Here is a 21467-nt window from a genome sequence, read left to right as displayed (position 1 = left end):
TTATTTGGCCTGCAAGCATTGGATCCAAAAAACGTGAACATCGCCCGCAAATCATCCGGCAATAAAAAGCCCCGCCGGGATAACCCGGCGGGGCTTTGTGTACACCGTAATGCTTACAGGCCGGCGGCAGTGCGCAGGTCGTTGGCGCGGTCGGTCTTTTCCCAGGTGAACGTGGTGAAGGTGTCGTTGCCGACGGTCTTCTGTTCAGGGGTGCGACCGAAGTGGCCGTAGGCCGCGGTTTCCTGGTACATCGGGTGCAGCAGGTCGAGCATGGTGGTGATCGCGTAAGGGCGCAGGTCGAAGATCTCACGCACCAGCTTGACGATCTTGTCGTCGCTGATCTTGCCGGTGCCGAAGGTGTTCAGCGAGATCGACGTAGGCTGGGCCACACCGATGGCGTAGGACACCTGGATCTCGCAACGCTCGGCCAGGCCGGCTGCCACGATGTTCTTGGCCACGTAACGACCGGCGTAGGCAGCGGAACGGTCAACCTTGGATGGGTCCTTGCCGGAGAACGCGCCACCGCCGTGACGGGCCATGCCGCCGTAGCTGTCGACGATGATCTTGCGACCGGTCAGGCCGCAGTCACCCACCGGGCCGCCGATGATGAACTGGCCAGTCGGGTTGATGTGGAACTGGGTGTCTTTGGTCAGCAGTTCGGCCGGCAGCACGTGCTTGACGATCAGTTCCATGACGCCTTCACGCAGGTCGGCGTAGGAAACGTCCGGGTTGTGTTGGGTCGACAGTACGACAGCGTCGATTGCGACGACTTTGCCGCCTTCATAACGGCAGGTCACCTGGGACTTGGCATCCGGGCGCAGCCATGGCAACGCACCCGATTTACGGGCTTCGGCCTGGCGCTTCACCAACTGGTGGGAGAAGGTGATCGGTGCTGGCATCAGCACGTCGGTTTCGTTGCTGGCGTAGCCGAACATCAGGCCCTGGTCGCCGGCACCCTGATCTTCAGGTTTGGCGCGGTCGACACCCTGGTTGATGTCCGGGGACTGCTTGCCGATGATGTTCATCACGCCGCAGGTCGCGCCGTCGAAGCCGACGTCGGAGCTGTTGTAGCCGATATCGATGATCACATCACGAACGATCTGCTCCAGGTCGACCCAGGCAGAAGTAGTGACTTCACCGGCGATGATCGCCACGCCCGTTTTCACCAGAGTCTCGCACGCCACTCGGGCGAACTTGTCTTCAGCGATGATAGCGTCCAGCACCGCGTCAGATATCTGGTCGGCGATTTTGTCCGGATGCCCTTCAGACACGGACTCGGAGGTGAAAAGGGAGTATTCGCTCATCTCGATGTTTTCCTGATATTTACCGATGGTGAGTGTCGCCAGCCGGCCGCTGAAAATGGCGGACCTGAATCTGGAAACCATTACGTAAACCTACATAGAGGCTTTCCCCGGGAACGAGTCCCGCAGCGGTGGCCCAGCGGGCCAAATCGTCCTGTTCAAAACCCAGCCAGAGATCACCGCAGGCCTCCCTGGCCCAACTCTGGTTGTGGCTGCATAAATCCGTAATCAGCAGGCTGCCGCCTGGTTGCAGCAAATTCGCCATCTGCTTGAGGGCTTCTGCCGGGGCGGCGAAATGGTGCAGGACCATGTTCAGCACCACGCAGTCGGCCCGCAGGCTGGTGTCATTCAGGGCGTCCGCCAACTGCAGGCGGACATTGCCCAGCGCCTCGCGCTCACACAACTGGCGGGCCAGCTCCAGCATCGCCGGGCTGTTGTCCAGCGCCGTGACCTGATGAAAGCGCCGCGCCAGCTCCGGCAGGAAACCGCCGTCGCCGGGGCCCACTTCAACTGCCGTGGCCTCATCACTGAAGCTCAGCTTGTCCAAAAGTGCCAGCACGCTTTCGCGGTACTGCGCCAACCCGGCGATCAGGTCCTGCTGGGCGCGAAACTTCTCTGCTACCCGTGAGAAAAAATCCTGGCTGGCTGCTGCGCGTTGGCCGTGCACCTGGCTGATACGCGACTGCACGTCAGCCGGCAGGGCCAGGCTGTCGATTTCTTCCAGCAGCGCGGCGTGGAGCTTGCCGCCCAACTGTTCGGTGTGGGGCAGGGCGCGACGGTAAAAAATCGCATTGCCTTCGCGGCGGGTGGCCACCAGGTCAGCCTGGGCCAGCACCTTCAAGTGGTGGCTCATGCCGGACTGGCCGATGGCGAAGATTTGCGCCAGCTCCAGCACCCCGAACGAATCGTTGGTCAGCGCACGCAGCACATTCAGGCGCAACGGATCGCCGCCGGCCTTGCACAGGGCTGCCAGCTCGTCGCTGTCATCGGGGCGAATGGAAGGTGCGCTTGAGTTCATAGGCCAGCAGTCTAGAGACGGTGGGAAAACCTCGCAAGGCCAATATCAAAAAGTTTTGATATTGGTCGATAATCGGTGGTTATAAGCAGCCGCTATAACCCATAGACGAAGTGCTGAACGGTTTCTCCAGCCAATCCACAGGAAAAACACCCTCAAGTGACTATCTGTCATTGCCCCGAGGGCCGTGGCTGAGGGAAAATGCCGATCCTTTTTTCCGTTTCTTTTATTCAACTCCAGGAGATCAGCGATGCCCAGCCGTCGTGAGCGTGCCAACGCCATTCGTGCCCTCAGCATGGATGCCGTGCAAAAAGCCAACAGCGGCCATCCCGGTGCCCCGATGGGCATGGCGGATATCGCCGAGGTACTTTGGCGTGACTACTTGAAACACAACCCGAGCAACCCGTCGTTCGCCGACCGTGACCGCTTCGTGCTGTCCAACGGCCACGGCTCGATGCTGATCTACTCGTTGCTGCACCTGACCGGCTACGACGTCACCATCGACGACCTGAAAAACTTCCGCCAGATCCACAGCCGCACCCCGGGCCACCCGGAATACGGCTACACCCCGGGCGTGGAGACCACCACCGGTCCACTGGGCCAGGGTTTGGCCAACGCCGTGGGTTTTGCCCTGGCTGAAAAAGTCCTGGGCGCGCAGTTCAACCGCCCGAACCACAACGTTGTCGACCACCACACCTACGTGTTCCTGGGTGATGGCTGCATGATGGAAGGCATTTCCCACGAAGTCGCTTCCCTGGCCGGTACCCTGGGCCTGGGCAAGCTGATTGCCTTCTACGATGACAACGGCATCTCCATCGACGGCGAAGTCGAAGGCTGGTTCACCGACGACACGCCAAAGCGTTTCGAAGCCTACAACTGGCAGGTGATCCGCAACGTCGACGGCCACGATCCTGAAGAGATCAAGACCGCCATCGAAACCGCCCGCAAGAGCGAGCAGCCGACCCTGATCTGCTGCAAGACCACCATCGGCTTCGGTTCGCCGAACAAGCAAGGTAAAGAAGACTGCCACGGCGCCCCACTGGGTGACGCGGAAATCGCCCTGACCCGTGCTGCGCTGAAATGGAACCACGGCCCGTTCGAAATCCCGGCTGACATCTACGCCGAGTGGGACGCCAAGGAAGCCGGCCTGGCTGCCGAAGCCGAGTGGGACCAGCGTTTTGCTGCCTACTCCGCCGAATTCCCTGAATTGGCCAACGAGCTGGTACGTCGCCTGGCCGGTGACCTGCCTGCCGACTTCTCGGAAAAAGCCGCGGCCTACATTGCCGAAGTGGCAGCCAAGGGCGAAACCATCGCCAGCCGTAAAGCCAGCCAGAACACCCTGAACGCGTTCGGCCCGCTGCTGCCTGAGTTCCTCGGCGGTTCGGCCGACCTGGCCGGTTCCAACCTGACCCTGTGGAAAGGTTGCAAAGGTGTTTCGGCGGAAGACGCCAGCGGCAACTACATGTACTACGGCGTACGCGAGTTCGGCATGAGCGCCATCATGAACGGTGTTGCCTTGCACGGCGGCCTGGTGCCTTACGGCGCGACCTTCCTGATGTTCATGGAATACGCGCGCAACGCGGTACGCATGGCGTCGTTGATGAAGAAGCGTGTGATCTTCGTCTACACCCACGACTCCATCGGCCTGGGCGAAGACGGCCCGACGCACCAGCCGGTCGAGCAATTGACCAGCCTGCGCACCACGCCGAACCTCGACACTTGGCGCCCATCGGACGCGGTCGAATCGGCTGTGGCCTGGAAGCACGCTATCGAGCGTAAGGACGGCCCTTCGGCGCTGATCTTCTCCCGTCAGAACCTGCAGCATCAAACCCGCGACGCGGCGCAGATCGAAGGCATCAGCCGTGGTGGCTACGTGCTCAAAGACTGCATCGGCGAGCCGGAGCTGATCCTGATCTCCACCGGTTCCGAAGTGGGCCTGGCGGTTCAGGCGTACGACAAGCTGACCGCCGCCGGTCGCAACGTGCGTGTGGTTTCCATGCCGTGCACCAGCGTCTTCGAAGCCCAGGACGCCGACTACAAGCAATCGGTGCTGCCGTTGCAGGTCAGCGCGCGTATCGCCATCGAAGCGGCTCACGCCGACTACTGGTACAAGTACGTGGGCCTGGAAGGCCGCGTGATCGGCATGACCACCTACGGTGAGTCGGCGCCGGCGCCAGCGTTGTTCGAAGAGTTCGGTTTCACCCTGGAAAACATCCTGGGTCAGGCTGAAGAGCTGCTGGAAGACTAAAGCGCGTCCCCTTGTAGGAGCGAGCTTGTTGTGGCGAGGGAGCTTGCTCCCGCTGGGCTGCGAAGCGGCCCCAAGCCGTGCGATCGAGATGTGTCAGATACACCTCGTCAGCCGGTCTGGGAGTGCTTCGCACTCCAGCGGGAGCAAGCTCCCTCGCCACACCAGCCAGCTCCTACAATGGTTTGTGTCGCCCACAATGCGAGAACCCCATGCCTCAACCGCGTCCTTACAAAGTTGCACTCAACGGCTACGGCCGGATTGGTCGTTGCGTCTTGCGTGCTCTGTTCGAGCGAGGGGCGGCGGCCGGGTTTGAAATTGTTGCGATCAACGATCTGGCCGACATGGCCAGCATCGAATACCTGACACGCTTTGACTCCACCCACGGCCGGTTCCCCGGCGAAGTGCGGGTCGAGGACGACTGTCTGCATATTAATGGCAACTGCGTGAAGGTATTGCGCAGTGCCACCCCCGAAGGCATTGACTGGGCGGCGCTGGACGTCGACCTGGTGCTGGAATGCTCCGGTGCCTATCACACCCGTGCCGATGGCCAGCGTTTTCTCGACGCCGGCGCGCCACGGGTATTGTTCTCCCAGCCGATGGCCAGCGAGGCGGATGTCGACGCCACCATCGTCTACGGCGTGAACCAGGACTGCCTGACCGGCGCCGAATTGCTGGTGTCCAACGCCTCCTGCACCACCAACTGCGGCGTGCCGCTGTTGCGCCTGCTGGACCAGGCGATCGGCCTGGAATATGTGTCGATCACCACCATTCACTCGGCGATGAACGATCAGCCGGTGATCGATGCCTATCACCACGAAGACCTGCGCCGTACCCGTTCGGCGTTTCAGTCCGTGATTCCGGTGTCTACCGGGCTTGCCCGCGGTATCGAGCGACTGTTGCCGGAACTTGCCGGGCGAATCCAGGCCAAAGCCGTACGGGTACCGACGGTAAATGTGTCGTGCCTGGATATCACCATGCAAACCGTCAGCGACACCGACGCCGGCGAGGTCAACCGGATCCTGCGCGACGCCGCCACCAGCGGCCCGCTCAAAGGCCTGTTGGCCTACACCGAGTTGCCGCACGCCAGCTGTGATTTCAACCACGACCCGCATTCGGCCATCGTCGATGCCAGTCAGACCCGTGTTTCCGGCCCACGGCTGGTGAACATCCTGGCGTGGTTCGACAACGAATGGGGTTTTGCCAACCGTATGCTGGACGTGGCTGATCACTACCTGCAAACCGCTTCCCCAAAATCCGCTCTCTAATTCAAAGACTCTCAGGAATTGCCACCCATGACCGTGTTGAAGATGACCGACCTCGATCTGCAAGGTAAGCGCGTACTGATCCGCGAAGACCTCAACGTCCCAGTCAAGGACGGTGTCGTCACCAGCGATGCGCGAATCCTGGCCTCGCTGCCGACCATCAAGCTGGCCCTGGAAAAAGGCGCGGCTGTGATGGTCTGCTCCCACCTGGGTCGCCCGACCGAAGGTGAGTTCTCGGCAGAAAACAGCCTCAAGCCTGTGGCCGAGTACCTGAGCAAGGCCCTGGGCCGCGACGTGCCGCTGGTCGCCGACTACCTGAACGGCGTGGACGTGAAGGCTGGCGACATCGTGTTGTTCGAAAACGTGCGCTTCAACAAGGGCGAGAAAAAGAACAGCGACGAACTGGCCCAGCAATACGCTGCCCTGTGCGACGTGTTCGTGATGGACGCCTTCGGCACCGCTCACCGTGCCGAGGGTTCGACCCACGGCGTGGCCAAGTTCGCCAAAGTCGCCGCAGCTGGCCCGTTGCTGGCTGCTGAACTGGACGCACTGGGCAAGGCCCTGGGCGCTCCGGCCCAACCGATGGCCGCCATCGTTGCCGGCTCCAAGGTGTCCACCAAGCTCGACGTACTCAACAGCCTGAGCCAGATCTGCAACCAACTGATCGTCGGCGGCGGCATTGCCAACACCTTCCTGGCCGCTGCCGGCCATCCGGTGGGCAAATCGCTGTACGAGCCGGACCTGCTGGACACCGCCCGCGCCATCGCCGCCAAGGTCAGCGTACCGCTGCCGGTGGACGTGGTAGTGGCCAAGGAATTTGCGGAAAGCGCCGAAGCCACCGTCAAGCTGATCGCTGATGTGGCCGCCGACGACATGATCCTGGATATCGGCCCGCAAACTGCAGCGAACTTCGCTGAACTGCTGAAATCGTCCCAGACCATCCTGTGGAACGGTCCGGTGGGCGTGTTCGAGTTCGACCAGTTCGGCAACGGCACCAAAGTGCTGGCCCACGCCATCGCTGAAAGCTCGGCCTTCTCGATTGCCGGTGGTGGCGACACCCTGGCGGCCATCGATAAATATGGCGTTGCTGACCAGATCTCCTACATTTCTACCGGTGGTGGTGCGTTCCTCGAATTCGTCGAAGGCAAGGTACTGCCGGCCGTAGAAGTGCTGGAAAGCCGGGCCAAGGGCTAAGGCACTTGCTGAGGAAAAGGAGCATTCCGATGATCAAGTCGTTGGCACTGGTGATCGCAGCAGGCCTGTTGGCCGGCTGCGGCAGCACGCCGAAAACGCCGCCGGAGTCTGAAAAGGCCGGGGCGGCGCGGCAAAAGAGTTGCTACCAGGCTGACTGGCAAGCCGAAACCATGCCGGTGATCAACAAGCGCATCGGGCCCGACGGGTTGGAGAAATACGATTCCCCGCCCAAAGGTCAGGAACAGGGTTGCCCTTGACGGGTCTGATTCAATAACCGACAGCAGCGGTGGCCCCAGGTCGCCGCTTGAGGATTGGCAATGAAAGGCGTTTTCGCCCTGGCAGCACTGGCTTTATTGGCCGGATGCACCAACCTGAACATGTTCGACAAGCAGGCCGAGCCAGCGGACAAGTGGACCACCTGGACGTGTGACAGCCAGGCGCAAGTCAACTGGCGCTTTGCCGACCAGGCCCGCACGCAGGTGGATGTACGCCTGGGTGGTTCGGACCAGGTTTACCGCCTCAAGCAGGAAGTGGCGGCCTCGGGCGTGCTGTACAGCGACGGCCAGTTGGCGTTTCACACAAAAGGTGAGGAAGGCCTGGTTTACTGGGTTGCCACCGATGATTTGATCGGGCGCGGCTGTAAAGCTCAATAACACGCCGCGATCACCTGTAGGAGCCGGCTTGCCGGCGATAGCGTCAGTCGCCTGACAGCAATAACGATTCAGCAGGCCAGGCTTTGAAAGCCTGACCTTCAATAACTTGAATAGCAGCCGCCGCTACGGCAGGCTTGCACGATTAACGACCCTCGACCGGGAGAGAGACTCACAATGGCACTTATCAGCATGCGCCAGATGTTGGACCACGCAGCCGAATTCGGCTATGGCGTTCCAGCCTTCAACGTCAACAACCTTGAGCAGATGCGCGCCATCATGGAAGCCGCTGACAAGACTGACTCTCCAGTGATCGTCCAGGCTTCGGCCGGTGCGCGCAAATACGCCGGTGCTCCGTTCCTGCGTCACCTGATCCTCGCCGCGATCGAAGAATTCCCGCACATCCCGGTGTGCATGCACCAGGACCACGGCACCAGCCCTGACGTGTGCCAGCGCTCCATCCAGCTGGGCTTCAGCTCGGTGATGATGGACGGCTCCCTGGGTGAAGACGGCAAGACCCCGACCGACTACGAATACAACGTACGTGTTACCCAACAAACCGTGGCCATGGCTCACGCCTGCGGCGTTTCGGTTGAAGGCGAGCTGGGCTGCCTGGGTTCCCTGGAAACCGGCATGGCCGGTGAAGAAGACGGTATCGGCGCCGAAGGCGTGCTGGATCACAGCCAGATGCTGACCGACCCGGAAGAAGCCGCCGACTTCGTGAAGAAGACCCAGGTTGATGCCCTGGCCATCGCCATCGGCACCAGCCACGGCGCCTACAAGTTCACCAAGCCACCTACCGGCGACGTGCTGGCGATCGACCGCATCAAGGAAATCCACAAGCGCATCCCCAACACCCACCTGGTGATGCACGGTTCTTCCTCGGTACCGCAAGAGTGGCTGGCGATCATCAACCAGTACGGCGGCGACATCAAAGAAACCTACGGCGTGCCGGTTGAAGAAATCGTTGAAGGCATCAAGTACGGCGTGCGCAAGGTCAACATCGACACCGACCTGCGTCTGGCATCCACCGGTGCGATGCGTCGCCTGATGGCCACCAACCCGAGCGAATTTGACCCACGTAAATTCTTCGGCGCTACCGTGACTGCCATGCGTGACGTGTGCATCGCGCGTTACGAAGCCTTCGGTACGGCGGGCAACGCTTCGAAGATCAAGCCGATCTCGTTGGAAGCGATGTACCAGCGTTACCTGAAAGGTGAGTTGAACGCCAAGGTCAACTAAGCCCTACGCGTTAATGAAAAAGCCCGCAGCGATGCGGGCTTTTTTGTGGCTGAAATCTGGTCAGGCGACTGTGGGTGTGTCGAAGCCGCGGTATTCGATGACGCGGAATACGTCGCTAACGTCCTGCACCAGGATGCGGGCGGTGTTGAGGCGTTCGCGCAGGCAGGCGTTCAGGTCCGGTAGCGGAGCTTCGCTGTCGATCAGGAGTACGGGGTATTCGGTGGCTGTTTCGGTGCAAGGGGTGAAGCGGCGCCCCGATTCACCGCAACGGCCCTGTAGGACACACCGAACCCATGTGGGAGCCGGGCTTGCCCGCGATGGCGGTGGGTCAGCCAACTTATTCTGTGACTGATACACCGCCATCGCGGGCAAGCCCGGCTCCCACAGGGATAAGTGGTGTTTAAGCGATTGTGTTAATCACCGAACGATCCGCAGGTCCTATAGGACGATACCTACGGCATAGGTGGGGACTTAGTTTTCCACCAACACCTTCGGATTCGAGTTACCCCACACCGTATACAGATCCGCCAGCAACGCCCCGTTGATGTCTTCAACTTCCGCCTGGCTGGTCTCAACCGCGCCTTGCTTGCCGAACAACACCACCTCATCACCACTCTTCACGGTCGGCACGTCGGTGACATCCACCATCAGCGTGTTCATCGACACCTTGCCCACCACCGGCACGCGATGGCCGTTGATCAGCACCACGCCCTTGTTGGTAAACGCGCGGCGGTAGCCGTCGGAATAACCCACGGTGATGTTCGCCAGTTTCGAATCCCGCGCCAGGGTGTAGGTGCGGTCATAACCCACGGTGTTGCCCTTCGGATAGCTATTGACCGAAGCCACGTGGGACTTGAACTGCATCACCCGCTTGTATTCGGTGAACGACGGTACGGTGTCACCAAACAACAACCCGCCCGGGCGCACCATGTCCAGCCGCGACTCGGGCACTTCCAAAGTGGCGAAGGAGTTGGCGGCGTGCAGGGTGATCTTGCTGCGGTCGAGTTGGGCGACGTTGATCAGCCAGTTGGCCTGCTCGTTGAACGCCTTGAGCCCGGTACGCACGTCGGCGGCGTCTTCGACGGCGAAGTGGGTCATGATCGCCTTCACTTGCAGGTTCGGCACCTTGGTGATCGCTACGGCGTCGCGGCGGCCCTGGGCGGTGGTCATTTCCACGCCATTGCGGCTCATGCCGCTGGAGTTCAGGCCCAGGTGTACCACCAGCGGGCGGCCGTGGTTTTCGGCGATCAGGCTGGCGCGTACGGCGAAGTCCAGGTTGCCCACCAGTTCCTCGACGTTGTATGGCAGCGCGGCTTCCAGTTCGCTCAGGGCGGCGGTGCGTACGCGGATCAGTTGGCCCTTGAAGCCGCTTTCACGGACCACGCGGGCTTCTTCGTTGCTGGCGATGCCGACGCAGGGCACGCCCAGTTTGATCACCGAAGGCATCAGCAAACCGATGCCGTGGCCGTAGGCATCAGCCTTGAGCACGGCGCAGATTTTCGATTTGTCGGCGAGGCTGGCTTGCAGGGTGCGGATGTTGTTTTCGAAGGCGACTTTGTTGATTTCGACCCAGGCATTGCTGTCCTGGATATTGACCTGGGCCACCCCGTCGGCCATCGACAGTGGCGGGGCGGCGAAGGCCGGGTTTTGCAGCAGAGCCATGCCCAGAGAGAGGGCGAGCAGGGTGCGGGAAAAGGGCATTGGGCAGTCTCCATGACTTTCTTATAGGGGGTAGTGCGCGTGCGCGGCGCCATACTCGGATTGTCCTACAAGAAAGTCGAGACCCTGGGTCGCGGTTCTGTCCTAAAGCGTCGTGGGACCGGTCGCTGAAGCGAATCAGCGTCAGTCGTGGTCAATGTCCAGCTTGGCAAATGTCACCCGGGCGCCTTCCTTGCTGTTGCCACTGTTGTCCTGCACATAGGCGCCGGCCTTGAAGTACAGCGGTTGTTTGCCCCACGCCGCGCCAATGCGTTCGTTCCATTGCCCGCTGGCGGCGTCGACACTCAACAGGCCGGCTTTATTCAGGTGGATGACGTAGGTGAAGTTGCGGTCCAGCGGTACGTTTTCGGCAACGATGATCACCCGGCCTTCATCTTCAGTGGGGCGCATGCGCACCTTGGCGACGATGTTACCGGTCTGGGTTTTTTCCTTGTACTGATACTCGACCTTGATCAGCGGTTTCTGGCTGTCATAGGCGTGGATTTGACCGATGACGATCTTGCCGGACGACGGCACCTGGTTCACCGCCAACGTGGCGCGCAGGAAGTTGTCGGCGTCGCTGTAGAGCCAGTTGCGCAGGCGGCCATCGGCGTAGGTTTCCCGCAGTTCGCTGCGGGGGTAAACCGCGTTTTCGGTGCGTGTGCCGGTGACCGGGGTCCAGAACTGCACACTGCTGCCTTCGGCCTGAAAGTATTGGTCCTTGAACCCACTGAGCAGTTTCGGGGTGTCGATGGTCGAGGGCGGGGAGCCGACGGGGATGCTCAGGTTCCAGGTGGACAGATCAATCATTGAAAGCGCCTTAAACAGGGAGAGAAGGTTGCGGCTCGAGAGCTGGCACTTTCTTTATAGGTGGCTGGAAATGGATTGTTAATGATTTTGTGGCGGTTTGTTGGCGCCAGGTAAATGTCAAAAAGCCATGTTTCCCGTAAATCGCGGGCTGTAGACACCGACCGTTAGTCGGTTGCCTGAACTTTGGCGTCATGATGGCACCGTCATGGCTTCTGCTTTAAGGGATCCGGGGCTAGAGTGAGTCCTTATTGTTTATCCGGTTTTGTCGCAAAAATGACCGGAGTGACGCCGACGACAGAGAAGCAGCAATGGAATGCGCTCCAATCAAGCCCCGCGATGGTTGTTCAGTGCTTTTGGTGGTCGATGACTATCCCGAAAACCTGATCAGCATGCGTGCGCTATTGCAGTGTGAAGACTGGTATGTGGTAACCGCAGCGTCCGGGGTTGAAGCCCTGGGATTGCTGCTCGAGCACGACGTCGACCTGGTGTTGCTGGATGTGATGATGCCCGGCATGGACGGGTTCGAGGTGGCCCGCCTGATGCGGGGCAGCCAGCGCACGCAGATGACCCCGATCATCTTTCTCAGCGCCCACGCCCAGTCGCCGGCGGCGATGCTGGAGGGCTATGCAAGCGGCGCCATCGACTATCTGCTCAAACCCTTCGACCCCAATATCCTCAAGCCCAAGGTCCATGCCCTGCTGGAGCACCAGCGCAACCGCCGTGCGTTGCAGCGCTTGAGCCATGACCTGGAGTCGGCCCGGGCCTTCAATGCCTCGGTGCTGGACAACGCCGCCGAAGGCATCCTGGTGGTGGGCGAAGACGGAGTGATCAGCTACGCCAACCCGGCCATTTCGCGATTGCTGAATGCGCCGGTGGCGCAGATTCAGGGCGCCGAGTTCCTCGGGTTCCTGCAAAAACCCCATGTGCCCGGCTGGGCCGACTCGGCCTTGTATGAAGGCTACAAGCGCGGCGAAACCTGGCGCCTGCACGATGCGATCCTGCGCACCGCGCCGGGCCAGCAACTGCCGGTGGCCATGTCGTGCGCGCCGTTGCCGGCCGAGCAGAAAGCCATGGTGGTCACCGTGCTGGACATGTCCGAGGTGCGCCACCTGCATCAGCAGCTGGAGTTCCAGGCGGTCACCGACCCGCTGACCGGCCTGCTCAACCGGCGTGGGTTTCACCAGGCGGTAGACAATGTGCTGTTGCGCAGTGAGCGTAACGAGCAGTCGCTGGTGCTGCTGTACCTGGACCTGGACGGGTTCAAGCGGGTCAACGATTCCCTGGGGCACGACGCCGGTGACCGGGTGTTGCGCTGGGTCTCGGAGCAGTTGAAGGCGTGCCTGCGTTCCTACGACATTCTCGGGCGCATGGGCGGGGATGAATTCACCGCGCTGCTGGAGCTGGAATTTCCGGAGCAGGCGGCGAAAATTGCGGAAAAACTGATCGAACGGGTGTCGATCTGTCAGCAGGTCGACGGCCTGGATGTGATGCTCGGCGTCAGTATCGGCATCGCCACCTTCCCGGACTGCGGCTCGGATCTCAATGGCCTGCTGCGGGCGGCGGACGTCGCCATGTACGAAGCCAAGCGCGCCGGGCGTCAGCAATATCGTTATTACGATCAGGAAATGAATGGCCGGGCCCGCTCGCGGCTGATGCTCGAAGACAGCGTGCGCAGCGCCATCGAGAGCAAGGATTTCACCCTGGTGTACCAGCCGCAGGTGTCGTTGCACGACGGCCATCTGCGGGGCGTGGAGGCGCTGTTGCGCTGGCAGCATCCGAGTGTCGGCGATGTGCCGCCGGGGCTGTTTTTGCCGTTGCTGGAAGAGGCACGGCTGATCAGTCAGTTGAGCACCTGGATCTACCAGCAGGTGGCCGCCCAGCGGCAGGCATGGAAGGCCGTGTTCAGTGATGAATTGGTGCTGAGCGTGAGCTTGAGCAGCAGCCAGTTCAACATGCCGAACCTGGCCGGCCAGCTGCAGCAGGTGCTGGAGCGACATGGGCTGCAAGGCCGCCAGCTTGAGGTGGAGGTCAGCGAAGAAAGCCTGATGCACAACCTGGAAGAGTCCACCAAGCAGCTCAAGCTGTTGCGCCAGGCCGGCGTGCGGATTGCCCTCGATGACTTCGGCGCGGGCAACTGCTCCCTGGCCCACCTGCGGGACCTGGAGTTCGACACCCTCAAGCTCGACCCCAAGCTGATCGCACGGCTGCCCGGCTCTTCCCGGGATGCGGCGATGGCGAAGAGCATTATCGAACTCTGCCGGCATTTCGACCTGTTGGTGATTGCCGAGGGCGTCGAGACCCAGGAGCAGGCGCAATGGCTCAAAGCCAACGGCTGTCAGTTCATCCAGGGGCCGCAGGTGGCGCCGCCGTTGATGGCCGATGAAATCGCCAACTGGCGCCTGCGCGCAGCGCTACGCTGAATTCGCTACACTGGCGCCTATTCAAATACCCGTTGTTGACCCCATGACCGCGCTGAAATACCTCCAGGCCTACCCCGCAGCATTGCAGGAACAAGTGCGCCAGTTGATTGCCAAGGACCAACTGGGCGACTACCTGACGCAGCGCTACCCTGAACGGCACGGCGTGCAGAGCGACAAAGCCCTGTACAGCTACGCCCAGGCCCTGAAGCAGGAACACCTGCGCAACGCGCCGGCCATCGACAAAGTGTTGTTCGATAACCGCCTGGACCTGACCCACCGAGCCCTCGGCCTGCACACCACCATCTCCCGGGTGCAGGGGGGCAACCTCAAGTCGAAGAAAGAAATCCGCATCGCCTCGCTGTTCAAGGAAGCCGCGCCGGAGTTTCTGCGGATGATCGTGGTCCACGAACTGGCGCACTTCAAGGAATCGGACCACAACAAGGCGTTCTACAAACTCTGTGAATACATGTTGCCGGGCTACCATCAGGTGGAATTTGACCTGCGGGTGTACCTGACCTGGCGGGACCTGCAGGGCAAGCCCTGACCTTCAAAGGCGATCGAGCATGGATGTGAGCAAGACCAAAAGCAGCTTCTACCGGCGCCTGTACGTGGCGTACCTGATCGACAGCCAGTTGGCCAGCAGCGTCCCGGCGCTGACCGAGGCCACGGGCATGCCTCGGCGCACCGCCCAGGACACGATTGCGGCGTTGGCGGACCTGGACATTGTGTGTGAGTTTGAACAGGAAGATGGCGCTCGCAATCATGCCGGGCGCTATCGGATTCGTGATTGGGGCGCAATTGATCGGCGCTGGATCGAGGCGAACCTGGCGAGCATTAAACAGGTGTTGGGTTACCCCTGAGACACCGGTTGCCTGTCCCGACGCCATCGCGGGCAAGCCCGGCTCCCACAGTTGATCGAGTGCTTATGTGGGAGCCGGGCTTGCCCGCGATGGCGTTCTAAGCGCGGCGCATGCCTATATGTGGAATGTCATCCTCAAGGTACTCCTCACCCGCCACCACAAACCCGTACCGCCCGTAATACCCCTGCAGATGCGCCTGGGCCGACAGATAGATCGGCACCTCAGGCCATTGCTTCTCGGCCTGCCGGAGGGCCTCATCCATCATCTGGTGGCCCAGCCCGGTGCCCCGTGCGCCCGGCGCGACAATCACCCGGCCAATCACCACATCACCGCCCTGTGATTCAGGGTCAAGCAGGCGCAGGTAGGCTTGCAACTGACCGTCATCCCAGGCCATCAGGTGATGGGTGTCACCGTCCAGATCCTGGCCATCAATGTCCTGGTACACGCATTTCTGCTCGACGACGAAGACCTCCGAACGCAGGCGCAAAATGGCGTAGAGCTGCTCCTTGCCCAGGTCACTGTGGTGTTTGCAGACCCATTCGACTGTCATGGTGTTCTCTCGGCTAATTGTCTGCTCAGGATAGTAAGCGTGCAGGCGACGAGTGTCTAAATTGCGATTTTTTGTGAGTGGCGTCAATTTGCCATCATTCAGTGCATTCGCGGCTGTCTTCTTTGTGTAATCTGCAGGGCAGGCTCATTGATGAGCTACTGTTAAATCCTCGGGTTTGCCCCCGGGGTCAGGCCATAGAATGCCCGCCAAGGACTTGAGCATGCCGCGATTTTCTCGTGCCGTTGCTTTGATCGGTTTGTTGTTGCTGGCCCAGACGGCGGCGGCAGAACGCTTGCGCCTGGTGGCGGATGCCTGGCCGCCGTTTACTGACTCCACCCTGGTCAATGGCGGGTTGGCCACCGACCTCGTGACCACCGCCCTGGCCCGCGCCGGCTACGCCAGTGAGTTTGAACAGGTGCCTTGGGCCCGGGCGCTGATGGGTGTGGGCGATGGGCGGTACGATGTGCTGGTCAATGCCTGGTACGACGAGGCGCGTACGCAATTGGGGCAGTTTTCTGACGAGTATCTGCTCAACCGGGTGTTGTTTCTGAAGCGCCGTGACGATTCCATCGAATACCAGAACCTGCAGCAACTCCACGACTACCCCATCGCAGTGGTGCGCGGTTACGCCTACTCGGCGGCGTTCGATGCCGATCCGCAATTGCAGAAAGTCCCGGTGCATAACTTCGCCATGGCCGTGCGCATGCTGGCGGCGCAGCGGGTGCGGTTGACGGTGGAGGATGAGTTCGTTGCCCGCTACTACCTGGCTCGGGAATCGGCCGCTGTGCGCAATGCGGTGGAGTTCCTGCCGGTGCCGCTGAGCGAAAACAGCCTGCACATTCTGGTCAGCCTGAAAAATCCCCGGCATGAGGAGATTGTTGCCGGGTTTGATCGGGAGATTGTCAGGATGAAGGCGGATGGCAGTTATGCGCGGTTGATGAAGCAGCATGGGATGTAGTGAGGCTAATGGCCCCATCGCGGGCAAGCCCGGCTCCCACAGTTGGCCGCACTTCAAAGGTGGAACTCGGTCAACTGTGGGAGCTGGCTTGCCTGCGATAGCGATTCAGGCCTCGCTGGTGTCTTTGATCAGGTGAGCCGCCAAGGTGCGCAACGGCCCCAACTGCCGGCAGATCAACGCCAATTGCGTCTGCACCAACCGTTGCCCCTCATCAATCTCATCCGGCATCTGCTCCAGCTCTACCGCCAACGCTTCCTCCGCATCACTCTGGATCGCGATCGGCTGCTTGTTGGCCAGCCCCGTGGCGATCTCGTCGATGCTCGCCGCCAGCGTCTTGCCCGCACCTTCGATCAAGTGCTCGCGCATCTCGGCCGGCAGCTGGGTTTCCCGGTGTGCACCGAGCCCCGACAGGTAGCTGAGCAGCGTGTGTGACAGCACCAGGAACCTGAACCCCACGTCCGCTTCCTTACGGAAGTGCCCCGGCTCCATCAACATGTTCGCCAGGGTGGTGGACAGCGCCGCATCGGCGTTGTGGGCGTTGCGCCGGGCCAGGCGGTAAGCCAGGTCGTCGCTTTTGCCGGCGGCGTACTGCTGCATGATCTGGCGCAGGTAGATGCTGTTGCAGGTCAGGGTGTTGGCCAGCACCTTGTTCAGGCGTCGACCTTGCCAGTCCGGCAGGAACAGGAACACCGCCAGCCCGGCGATCAGGCTGCCGAGCAAGGTATCGAACAGCCGTGGCAGGAACAGCCCGTAGCCGTCGCCCACCTGGTTGAAGCAGAACAGCACCATCAGCGTGATCGCCGCGGTCGCCAGGGTGTAGCGGGTGGTGCGGTTGATAAAGAACACCAGGCCGGCGGCGATGGCGAACATCGACTGGATCAGCGGGTTGGGGAACAGGTCGAACAGCGCCCAGGCGATGGTCAGGCCGATGGCGGTGCCGATGATCCGCTGGCCCAGCTTGCGCCGGGTGGCGCCGTAGTTCGGCTGGCACACGAACAGCGTGGTGAGAATGATCCAGTAGCCCTGGGACGGGTGGATCAAGTGCACCATCCAGTAGCCGATACTCAGCGCCAGGGGCAGACGCAGGGCGTGGCGGAACAGCAAGGACGTCGGCGTCAGCTGCGTGCGCAGGCGTGTCCACATTTCCTTGAGGTTGCGCGGTGCACGGTCCAGCAGGCTGCTGTCGGTGGCATCGGCCAGGCTGTCGGGGTTGGCGGCGTCGCCCAGCAGGCGATCCAGGGTCGAGAGGTTGGCCGCCAGGGCACGCAGGGAGCGCAGCAGGCCGCGCCAGGCCGGGTTGCTCTGGATGCGCAGGTGTTCCAGGGAGGCATTCAGGTCGCCCAGGGCTTCGGCGAAGCTGTCGTCATAGACGAACGGCTGGCGCAGCTGGATCGATTCGGCGAGGGTCTGGCAGGCTTTGCCTTGCTGGCGCAGCAGGCGCTGGCAGCGGAACAGCACGTCGCTGTGGAAGAAGGCTTCGGCGAGGGCGTTGTAAGGGTAGTGCGAGGAGCTGGCGCGTTCGTGGATGTCCTGGGCCAGGAAGTACAGCTTGAGGTAGCGGCTGACCTTGGAGCCCGGGCGGCCATTGCCGACGCGGTGCAGGATGATTTCCTTGGCGGCGTTCAGCGCCGCCACCACCCGGCCGTTTTGCTGGGCCAGTTCCAGGCGCCGCGCTTCCACATCCAGCTGGCGGATCGGCTCGAACAGCGACGACTTGAGCTTGAGGTAACGCCCCAGCTCGCGAAACAGCCGTGCCAGGCTCTGCTGCACCGGCTGGTTGGAAAACAATACCTGCCACAACACCGAGAGCGCGCCGTACCAGGCAGCACCAGCCACCAACAGCAAGGGTTCATGCCAGAAGTCGGTAACGGCGCCACCGCGCTGGTCCACGCCGATCATGGTGTAGACCGACAGAATCAGGGTGGCCGAAGCAATCGCCCCATAGCGCTCGCCCAGCGCGCCGAGCATGGTCAGGCCGAAGCTTGAGAGCGCCAGGAAAATCGCGAAGATCCATGGGTAGGGGAACAGCAGTTCGACGGACAGCGCGGCGGTGCTGAAGCACACCAGCGTCACGGCGAGGGCGTTGAGGCGGCCTTGCCAGTTGTCATCGGTCTCGGCCAGGGCGCTGGCGATAATCCCCAGGAACAACGGGATCAGCAGCGCCATTTCATTCTGGTACCAGCACAGCGCCATGCTGCCGGTCAGGGCGATGAATACCCGTACGCTGTAACTGAACTTATCCAGTGCCCAAAGGCGCCGCATGGACTGCTTGAAGGAGGTCGATGACATGAAGTCTGGGGTCTTCCGGGACGATGTCGCTAAATTGAGCCAGTAATGACGCCACGGCAAGCGTGGCGATCACATCCAACAGCAAAATTTATTACAGGCATTCTCTCAAGAACACCCCAAACCAATGTGGGAGCTGGCTTGCCTGCGATGGCGGTGTGTCAGTCAATCAGGATGTTGAAGGTGCCGGCCTCATCGCAGGCAAGCCAGCTCCCACAGTTTGACCGAGTACATCCTTGAATCAGGCAAATTGTGCCGCGGCATACCCGGAAGCCCACGCCCACTGGAAGTTGAACCCACCCAGGTGACCGGTCACATCCAACACTTCCCCGATAAAGTACAAACCGGGGCTTTTCAGGGATTCCATGGTCTTGGACGAAACTTCCCGCGTGTCCACCCCACCCAGGGTGACCTCGGCGGTGCGATAGCCTTCGGTGCCCGCCGGTACCAGCTGCCAACTCCCCAGTTTGCCGGCGATGTCGGCAATCTCTGCATGGGTGTACTGCTTCATCGGCTTGGAAACGAACCAGGTTTCGGCCAGCAGGTTGGCCATCTTCTTGGTGAAGATCTCGCCCAGCAGGGTTTTCAGCTCGCTGTTCGGGCGCTCCACCTGTTGCTCCTGCAGCCAGGCGTGGGCGTCGTGGTCGGGCAACAGGTTGATTTCCACGGTGTCGCCGGGTTCCCAGTACGAGGAAATCTGCAAGATCGCCGGCCCGCTCAGGCCGCGGTGGGTAAACAGGATGTTCTCGCGAAAGCTCTGGTCGTTGCAGCTCACCAGGCAGTCCACGGACGTGCCGGACAGCTCGCCGCACAATTCCTTGAGCTGGTCGGTGATGGTGAACGGCACCAGCCCGGCGCGGGTGGGCAGCAGTTCATGGCCGAACTGTTTGGCGACCTGGTAACCAAACCCGGTGGCCCCCAGGGTCGGAATGGACAGGCCGCCGGTGGCGATCACCAGTGACTCGCAGCGCAACTCACCCAGTGTGGTTTGCAGCTGATAGCCGCTGTCGACCTTGGCAATCTCCTGCACCGACGTGTCCAGGTGCATGCTCACGCCCACTTGGATGCACTCATCCAGCAGCATCCCGAGGATGTCGCTGGACTTGTTGTCGCAGAACAGCTGGCCGAGTTTTTTCTCGTGGTACGGCACGCCGTGCTTGGCCACCAGCCCGATGAAATCCCACTGGGTGTAGCGGGCCAGGGCGGACTTGCAGAAGTGCGCGTTGTGGGACAGGAAGTTGGCCGGCTCGGTGTACATATTGGTGAAATTGCAGCGGCCACCGCCGGACATCAGGATTTTTTTGCCGGCCTTGTTCGCGTGGTCGATCAGCATCACCTTGCGCCCACGCCCGGCGGCGGTCAGCGCGCACATCAAGCCTGCGGCGCCGGCGCCAATGATCACAACTTCGGTCGAACGCACAGCAATGTCCTCAAAAAAATACTGATCTGAAATGCAATCAAATGTGGGAGCTGGCTTGCCTGCGATGCAGCCGACTCGGTCTGTCTGTCAGATCGAGTTGATGCTATCGCAGGCAAGCCAGCTCCCACATTGATTCGGTTCCTTCAACAGGAACGCGGTGTTTTTACAGGATGCGCACGCGCAACGAACGGCCTTTGATCTTGCCGTCATTCAAACGCTGCAGCGCCTGCTTGGCGATCCCGCGTTCCACGGCCACGAACGCCTGGAAATCAAAGATCGCGATCTTGCCGACCTGGGCACCGGGAATCCCGGCGTCACCGGTCAATGCGCCAAGGATGTCACCCGGGCGAACCTTGTCTTTACGGCCAGCGGCAATGCACAGGGTGCTCATCACCGGCAGCAACGGGCCGCCGCTCTGAGGCTTGAGGTTGTCCAGCTGGTCCCAGTTCAGCGGCGATTTCTGCAACTGCTCGATGGCCTGGGCGCGGTGGGCTTCGGACGGTGCAACCAGGCTGATAGCGATGCCGGTCTCACCGGCACGGCCGGTACGGCCCACGCGGTGGATGTGGATTTCCGAGTCGCGGGCCAGTTCGACGTTGATCACCATGTCCAGTGCATCAATGTCCAAGCCACGGGCGGCCACGTCGGTGGCGACCAGTACCGAAGTACTGCGGTTGGCGAACATCGCCAGCACCTGGTCACGGTCGCGCTGTTCCAGGTCGCCATGCAGGCCGACAGCGGAAATGCCCTTGGCGGTCAGGTGGTCGACGGTTTCCTGCACTTGCTGCTTGGTAAAGCAGAAGGCTACGCAGGAAGCCGGACGAAAATGCGCCAGGACCTTGGTCACCGCGTCCATGCGCTCTTCCGGGGAAATCTCGTAGAAGCGCTGCTCGATCTGGTCGTCCGAGTGGAACGCTTCGGCCTTGACCTGTTGTGGCGCGCGCATGAATTTCGAGGCCAGCTGCTTGATGCTCACCGGGTAGGTGGCCGAGAACAGCAGGGTCTGGCGGCGGGCCGGGGTCTTGCTGATGATGTCTTCGATGGCGTCGTAGAAACCCATGTCGAGCATGCGGTCGGCTTCATCGAGGATCAGCGTGTTCAAACCGTCCAGAACCAGCGAACCCTTGCGCAAATGCTGCTGGATGCGGCCCGGGGTGCCGACGATGACGTGGGCACCGTGTTCCAGGGAAGCGATCTGCGGGCCGAGGGACACGCCGCCGCACAGGGTCAGAACCTTGATGTTGTCTTCGGCGCGGGCCAGGCGGCGGATTTCCTTGGCGACCTGGTCGGCCAGCTCGCGGGTCGGGCACATCACCAGCGCCTGGCAGCCGAAGTAGCGTGGGTTGATCGGGTTCAACAGGCCGATACCGAAGGCGGCGGTCTTGCCGCTGCCGGTCTTGGCCTGGGCAATCAGGTCCAGCCCTTTGAGGATCACCGGCAAGCTTTGCGCCTGGATCTGCGTCATCTCGACATAACCCAGCGAGTCGAGGTTAGCCAGCATGGCGGCGGACAGGGGCAAAGTATTAAAAGCGGTGGCGATGGTAGTCACGGGA

Annotated in this window: 18 protein-coding genes and 1 pseudogene; 10 read left to right on the top strand and 9 right to left on the bottom strand. The window is 61.4% G+C overall.

What is annotated here, in order from left to right; genetic code table 11:
• Positions 1-113: 113 nt before the first annotated feature.
• Both metK and M2400_RS00840 read right to left on the bottom strand, forming a co-directional pair.
• On the bottom strand, positions 114-1304 hold the full coding sequence (gene metK / locus M2400_RS00845) for a methionine adenosyltransferase (protein WP_003216863.1): 1191 nt from the start codon (positions 1302-1304) through the stop codon (positions 114-116).
• Positions 1305-1323: 19 nt separating this feature from the next.
• Positions 1324-2319 carry a metalloregulator ArsR/SmtB family transcription factor gene (locus tag M2400_RS00840; protein WP_177112517.1) on the bottom strand — a complete coding sequence of 332 codons (996 nt, stop codon included), beginning with the start codon at positions 2317-2319 and terminating at the stop codon, positions 1324-1326.
• 247 nt (positions 2320-2566) lie between these two features.
• Here M2400_RS00840 and tkt point away from each other — a divergent pair, with 247 nt between their 5' ends.
• The 6 genes from tkt to fba all read left to right on the top strand — a co-directional run bounded on the left by tkt (position 2567) and on the right by fba (position 8912).
• A complete protein-coding gene (gene tkt, locus M2400_RS00835) occupies positions 2567-4564 on the top strand; it encodes a transketolase (protein WP_177043149.1) in 1998 nt (665 codons plus the stop codon).
• Between the two features lie 209 nt (positions 4565-4773).
• Positions 4774-5829 carry an erythrose-4-phosphate dehydrogenase gene (epd, locus tag M2400_RS00830; RefSeq protein ID WP_177043150.1) on the top strand — a complete coding sequence of 352 codons (1056 nt, stop codon included), beginning with the start codon at positions 4774-4776 and terminating at the stop codon, positions 5827-5829.
• Positions 5830-5856: 27 nt separating this feature from the next.
• A complete protein-coding gene (locus tag M2400_RS00825; protein WP_102605030.1) occupies positions 5857-7020 on the top strand; it encodes a phosphoglycerate kinase in 1164 nt (387 codons plus the stop codon).
• Between the two features lie 29 nt (positions 7021-7049).
• Complete coding sequence (locus M2400_RS00820; protein ID WP_177131931.1) at positions 7050-7277, top strand: hypothetical protein; 228 nt, start codon at positions 7050-7052, stop codon at positions 7275-7277.
• 60 nt (positions 7278-7337) lie between these two features.
• Entirely contained in the window at positions 7338-7673 is a 336-nt protein-coding gene (locus tag M2400_RS00815) for an MliC family protein (protein WP_177120049.1), read from the top strand.
• A gap of 174 nt (positions 7674-7847) precedes the next feature.
• Positions 7848-8912, top strand: a complete 1065-nt coding sequence (fba, locus tag M2400_RS00810) for a class II fructose-bisphosphate aldolase (protein ID WP_003177554.1) — start codon at positions 7848-7850, stop codon at positions 8910-8912.
• A 60-nt stretch (positions 8913-8972) separates the two neighbouring features.
• Here the strand turns inward: fba and M2400_RS00805 are convergent.
• From M2400_RS00805 to M2400_RS00795, 3 genes and pseudogenes are all read right to left on the bottom strand, one after another.
• Positions 8973-9164 (bottom strand): annotated as a pseudogene (locus M2400_RS00805) (fructose-bisphosphate aldolase); the annotation flags it as partial.
• A 219-nt stretch (positions 9165-9383) separates the two neighbouring features.
• Entirely contained in the window at positions 9384-10613 is a 1230-nt protein-coding gene (gene alr / locus M2400_RS00800; RefSeq protein WP_177120052.1) for an alanine racemase, read from the bottom strand.
• Between the two features lie 141 nt (positions 10614-10754).
• Positions 10755-11420 carry a polysaccharide lyase family 7 protein gene (locus M2400_RS00795; RefSeq protein WP_177043155.1) on the bottom strand — a complete coding sequence of 222 codons (666 nt, stop codon included), beginning with the start codon at positions 11418-11420 and terminating at the stop codon, positions 10755-10757.
• A 308-nt stretch (positions 11421-11728) separates the two neighbouring features.
• On the opposite strand from M2400_RS00795, the gene M2400_RS00790 reads away from it, so the two are divergent.
• The 3 genes from M2400_RS00790 to M2400_RS00780 are packed head-to-tail and all read left to right on the top strand — an operon-like array spanning position 11729 to position 14700.
• A complete protein-coding gene (locus tag M2400_RS00790) occupies positions 11729-13840 on the top strand; it encodes a bifunctional diguanylate cyclase/phosphodiesterase (RefSeq protein WP_259195611.1) in 2112 nt (703 codons plus the stop codon).
• 43 nt (positions 13841-13883) lie between these two features.
• Positions 13884-14384 carry a M48 family metallopeptidase gene (locus tag M2400_RS00785; RefSeq protein WP_010167569.1) on the top strand — a complete coding sequence of 167 codons (501 nt, stop codon included), beginning with the start codon at positions 13884-13886 and terminating at the stop codon, positions 14382-14384.
• 19 nt (positions 14385-14403) lie between these two features.
• Entirely contained in the window at positions 14404-14700 is a 297-nt protein-coding gene (locus tag M2400_RS00780) for a helix-turn-helix domain-containing protein (protein ID WP_177043157.1), read from the top strand.
• Between the two features lie 97 nt (positions 14701-14797).
• Here M2400_RS00780 and M2400_RS00775 read toward each other — a convergent pair whose 3' ends face one another.
• Positions 14798-15250, bottom strand: a complete 453-nt coding sequence (locus tag M2400_RS00775; protein ID WP_177043158.1) for a GNAT family N-acetyltransferase — start codon at positions 15248-15250, stop codon at positions 14798-14800.
• Between the two features lie 220 nt (positions 15251-15470).
• On the opposite strand from M2400_RS00775, the gene M2400_RS00770 reads away from it, so the two are divergent.
• Positions 15471-16208 carry an ABC transporter substrate-binding protein gene (locus tag M2400_RS00770; protein ID WP_259195612.1) on the top strand — a complete coding sequence of 246 codons (738 nt, stop codon included), beginning with the start codon at positions 15471-15473 and terminating at the stop codon, positions 16206-16208.
• A 105-nt stretch (positions 16209-16313) separates the two neighbouring features.
• Here the strand turns inward: M2400_RS00770 and yccS are convergent, their stop codons facing one another.
• The 3 genes from yccS to dbpA all read right to left on the bottom strand — a co-directional run bounded on the left by yccS (position 16314) and on the right by dbpA (position 21415).
• Positions 16314-18497 carry a YccS family putative transporter gene (gene yccS / locus M2400_RS00765; protein WP_177043160.1) on the bottom strand — a complete coding sequence of 728 codons (2184 nt, stop codon included), beginning with the start codon at positions 18495-18497 and terminating at the stop codon, positions 16314-16316.
• A 238-nt stretch (positions 18498-18735) separates the two neighbouring features.
• Positions 18736-19914 carry an NAD(P)/FAD-dependent oxidoreductase gene (locus M2400_RS00760; protein ID WP_259195613.1) on the bottom strand — a complete coding sequence of 393 codons (1179 nt, stop codon included), beginning with the start codon at positions 19912-19914 and terminating at the stop codon, positions 18736-18738.
• A gap of 163 nt (positions 19915-20077) precedes the next feature.
• Positions 20078-21415: an ATP-dependent RNA helicase DbpA gene (gene dbpA, locus M2400_RS00755; protein ID WP_237151081.1), complete on the bottom strand. Its 1338-nt coding sequence runs from the start codon at positions 21413-21415 to the stop codon at positions 20078-20080.
• Positions 21416-21467 lie beyond the last annotated feature (52 nt).

Origin of the sequence: Pseudomonas sp. BIGb0558 (assembly GCF_024807515.1) — a bacterium.
Classification (GTDB): Bacteria; Pseudomonadota; Gammaproteobacteria; order Pseudomonadales; family Pseudomonadaceae; genus Aquipseudomonas; species Aquipseudomonas yamanorum_A.
The sequence above is the reverse complement of the archived record's forward strand: the minus strand, read 5'-3'. Positions and strand labels throughout refer to the sequence as shown.

Excerpts from the sequence above, each read along its gene's own strand:
- M2400_RS00795 (WP_177043155.1), bottom strand. The coding sequence starts at position 11,420 with ATGATTGATCTGTCCACCTGGAACCTGAGCATCCCCGTCGGCTCCCCG.
- alr (WP_177120052.1), bottom strand. The coding sequence starts at position 10,613 with ATGCCCTTTTCCCGCACCCTGCTCGCCCTCTCTCTGGGCATGGCTCTG.
- M2400_RS00790 (WP_259195611.1), top strand. The coding sequence starts at position 11,729 with ATGGAATGCGCTCCAATCAAGCCCCGCGATGGTTGTTCAGTGCTTTTG.
- tkt (WP_177043149.1), top strand. The coding sequence starts at position 2,567 with ATGCCCAGCCGTCGTGAGCGTGCCAACGCCATTCGTGCCCTCAGCATG.
- metK (WP_003216863.1), bottom strand. The coding sequence starts at position 1,304 with ATGAGCGAATACTCCCTTTTCACCTCCGAGTCCGTGTCTGAAGGGCAT.
- M2400_RS00840 (WP_177112517.1), bottom strand. The coding sequence starts at position 2,319 with ATGAACTCAAGCGCACCTTCCATTCGCCCCGATGACAGCGACGAGCTG.
- M2400_RS00785 (WP_010167569.1), top strand. The coding sequence starts at position 13,884 with ATGACCGCGCTGAAATACCTCCAGGCCTACCCCGCAGCATTGCAGGAA.
- fba (WP_003177554.1), top strand. The coding sequence starts at position 7,848 with ATGGCACTTATCAGCATGCGCCAGATGTTGGACCACGCAGCCGAATTC.
- M2400_RS00820 (WP_177131931.1), top strand. The coding sequence starts at position 7,050 with ATGATCAAGTCGTTGGCACTGGTGATCGCAGCAGGCCTGTTGGCCGGC.
- yccS (WP_177043160.1), bottom strand. The coding sequence starts at position 18,497 with ATGTCATCGACCTCCTTCAAGCAGTCCATGCGGCGCCTTTGGGCACTG.
- M2400_RS00780 (WP_177043157.1), top strand. The coding sequence starts at position 14,404 with ATGGATGTGAGCAAGACCAAAAGCAGCTTCTACCGGCGCCTGTACGTG.
- M2400_RS00825 (WP_102605030.1), top strand. The coding sequence starts at position 5,857 with ATGACCGTGTTGAAGATGACCGACCTCGATCTGCAAGGTAAGCGCGTA.
- M2400_RS00770 (WP_259195612.1), top strand. The coding sequence starts at position 15,471 with ATGCCGCGATTTTCTCGTGCCGTTGCTTTGATCGGTTTGTTGTTGCTG.
- M2400_RS00815 (WP_177120049.1), top strand. The coding sequence starts at position 7,338 with ATGAAAGGCGTTTTCGCCCTGGCAGCACTGGCTTTATTGGCCGGATGC.
- dbpA (WP_237151081.1), bottom strand. The coding sequence starts at position 21,415 with ATGCTGGCTAACCTCGACTCGCTGGGTTATGTCGAGATGACGCAGATC.
- epd (WP_177043150.1), top strand. The coding sequence starts at position 4,774 with ATGCCTCAACCGCGTCCTTACAAAGTTGCACTCAACGGCTACGGCCGG.
- M2400_RS00775 (WP_177043158.1), bottom strand. The coding sequence starts at position 15,250 with ATGACAGTCGAATGGGTCTGCAAACACCACAGTGACCTGGGCAAGGAG.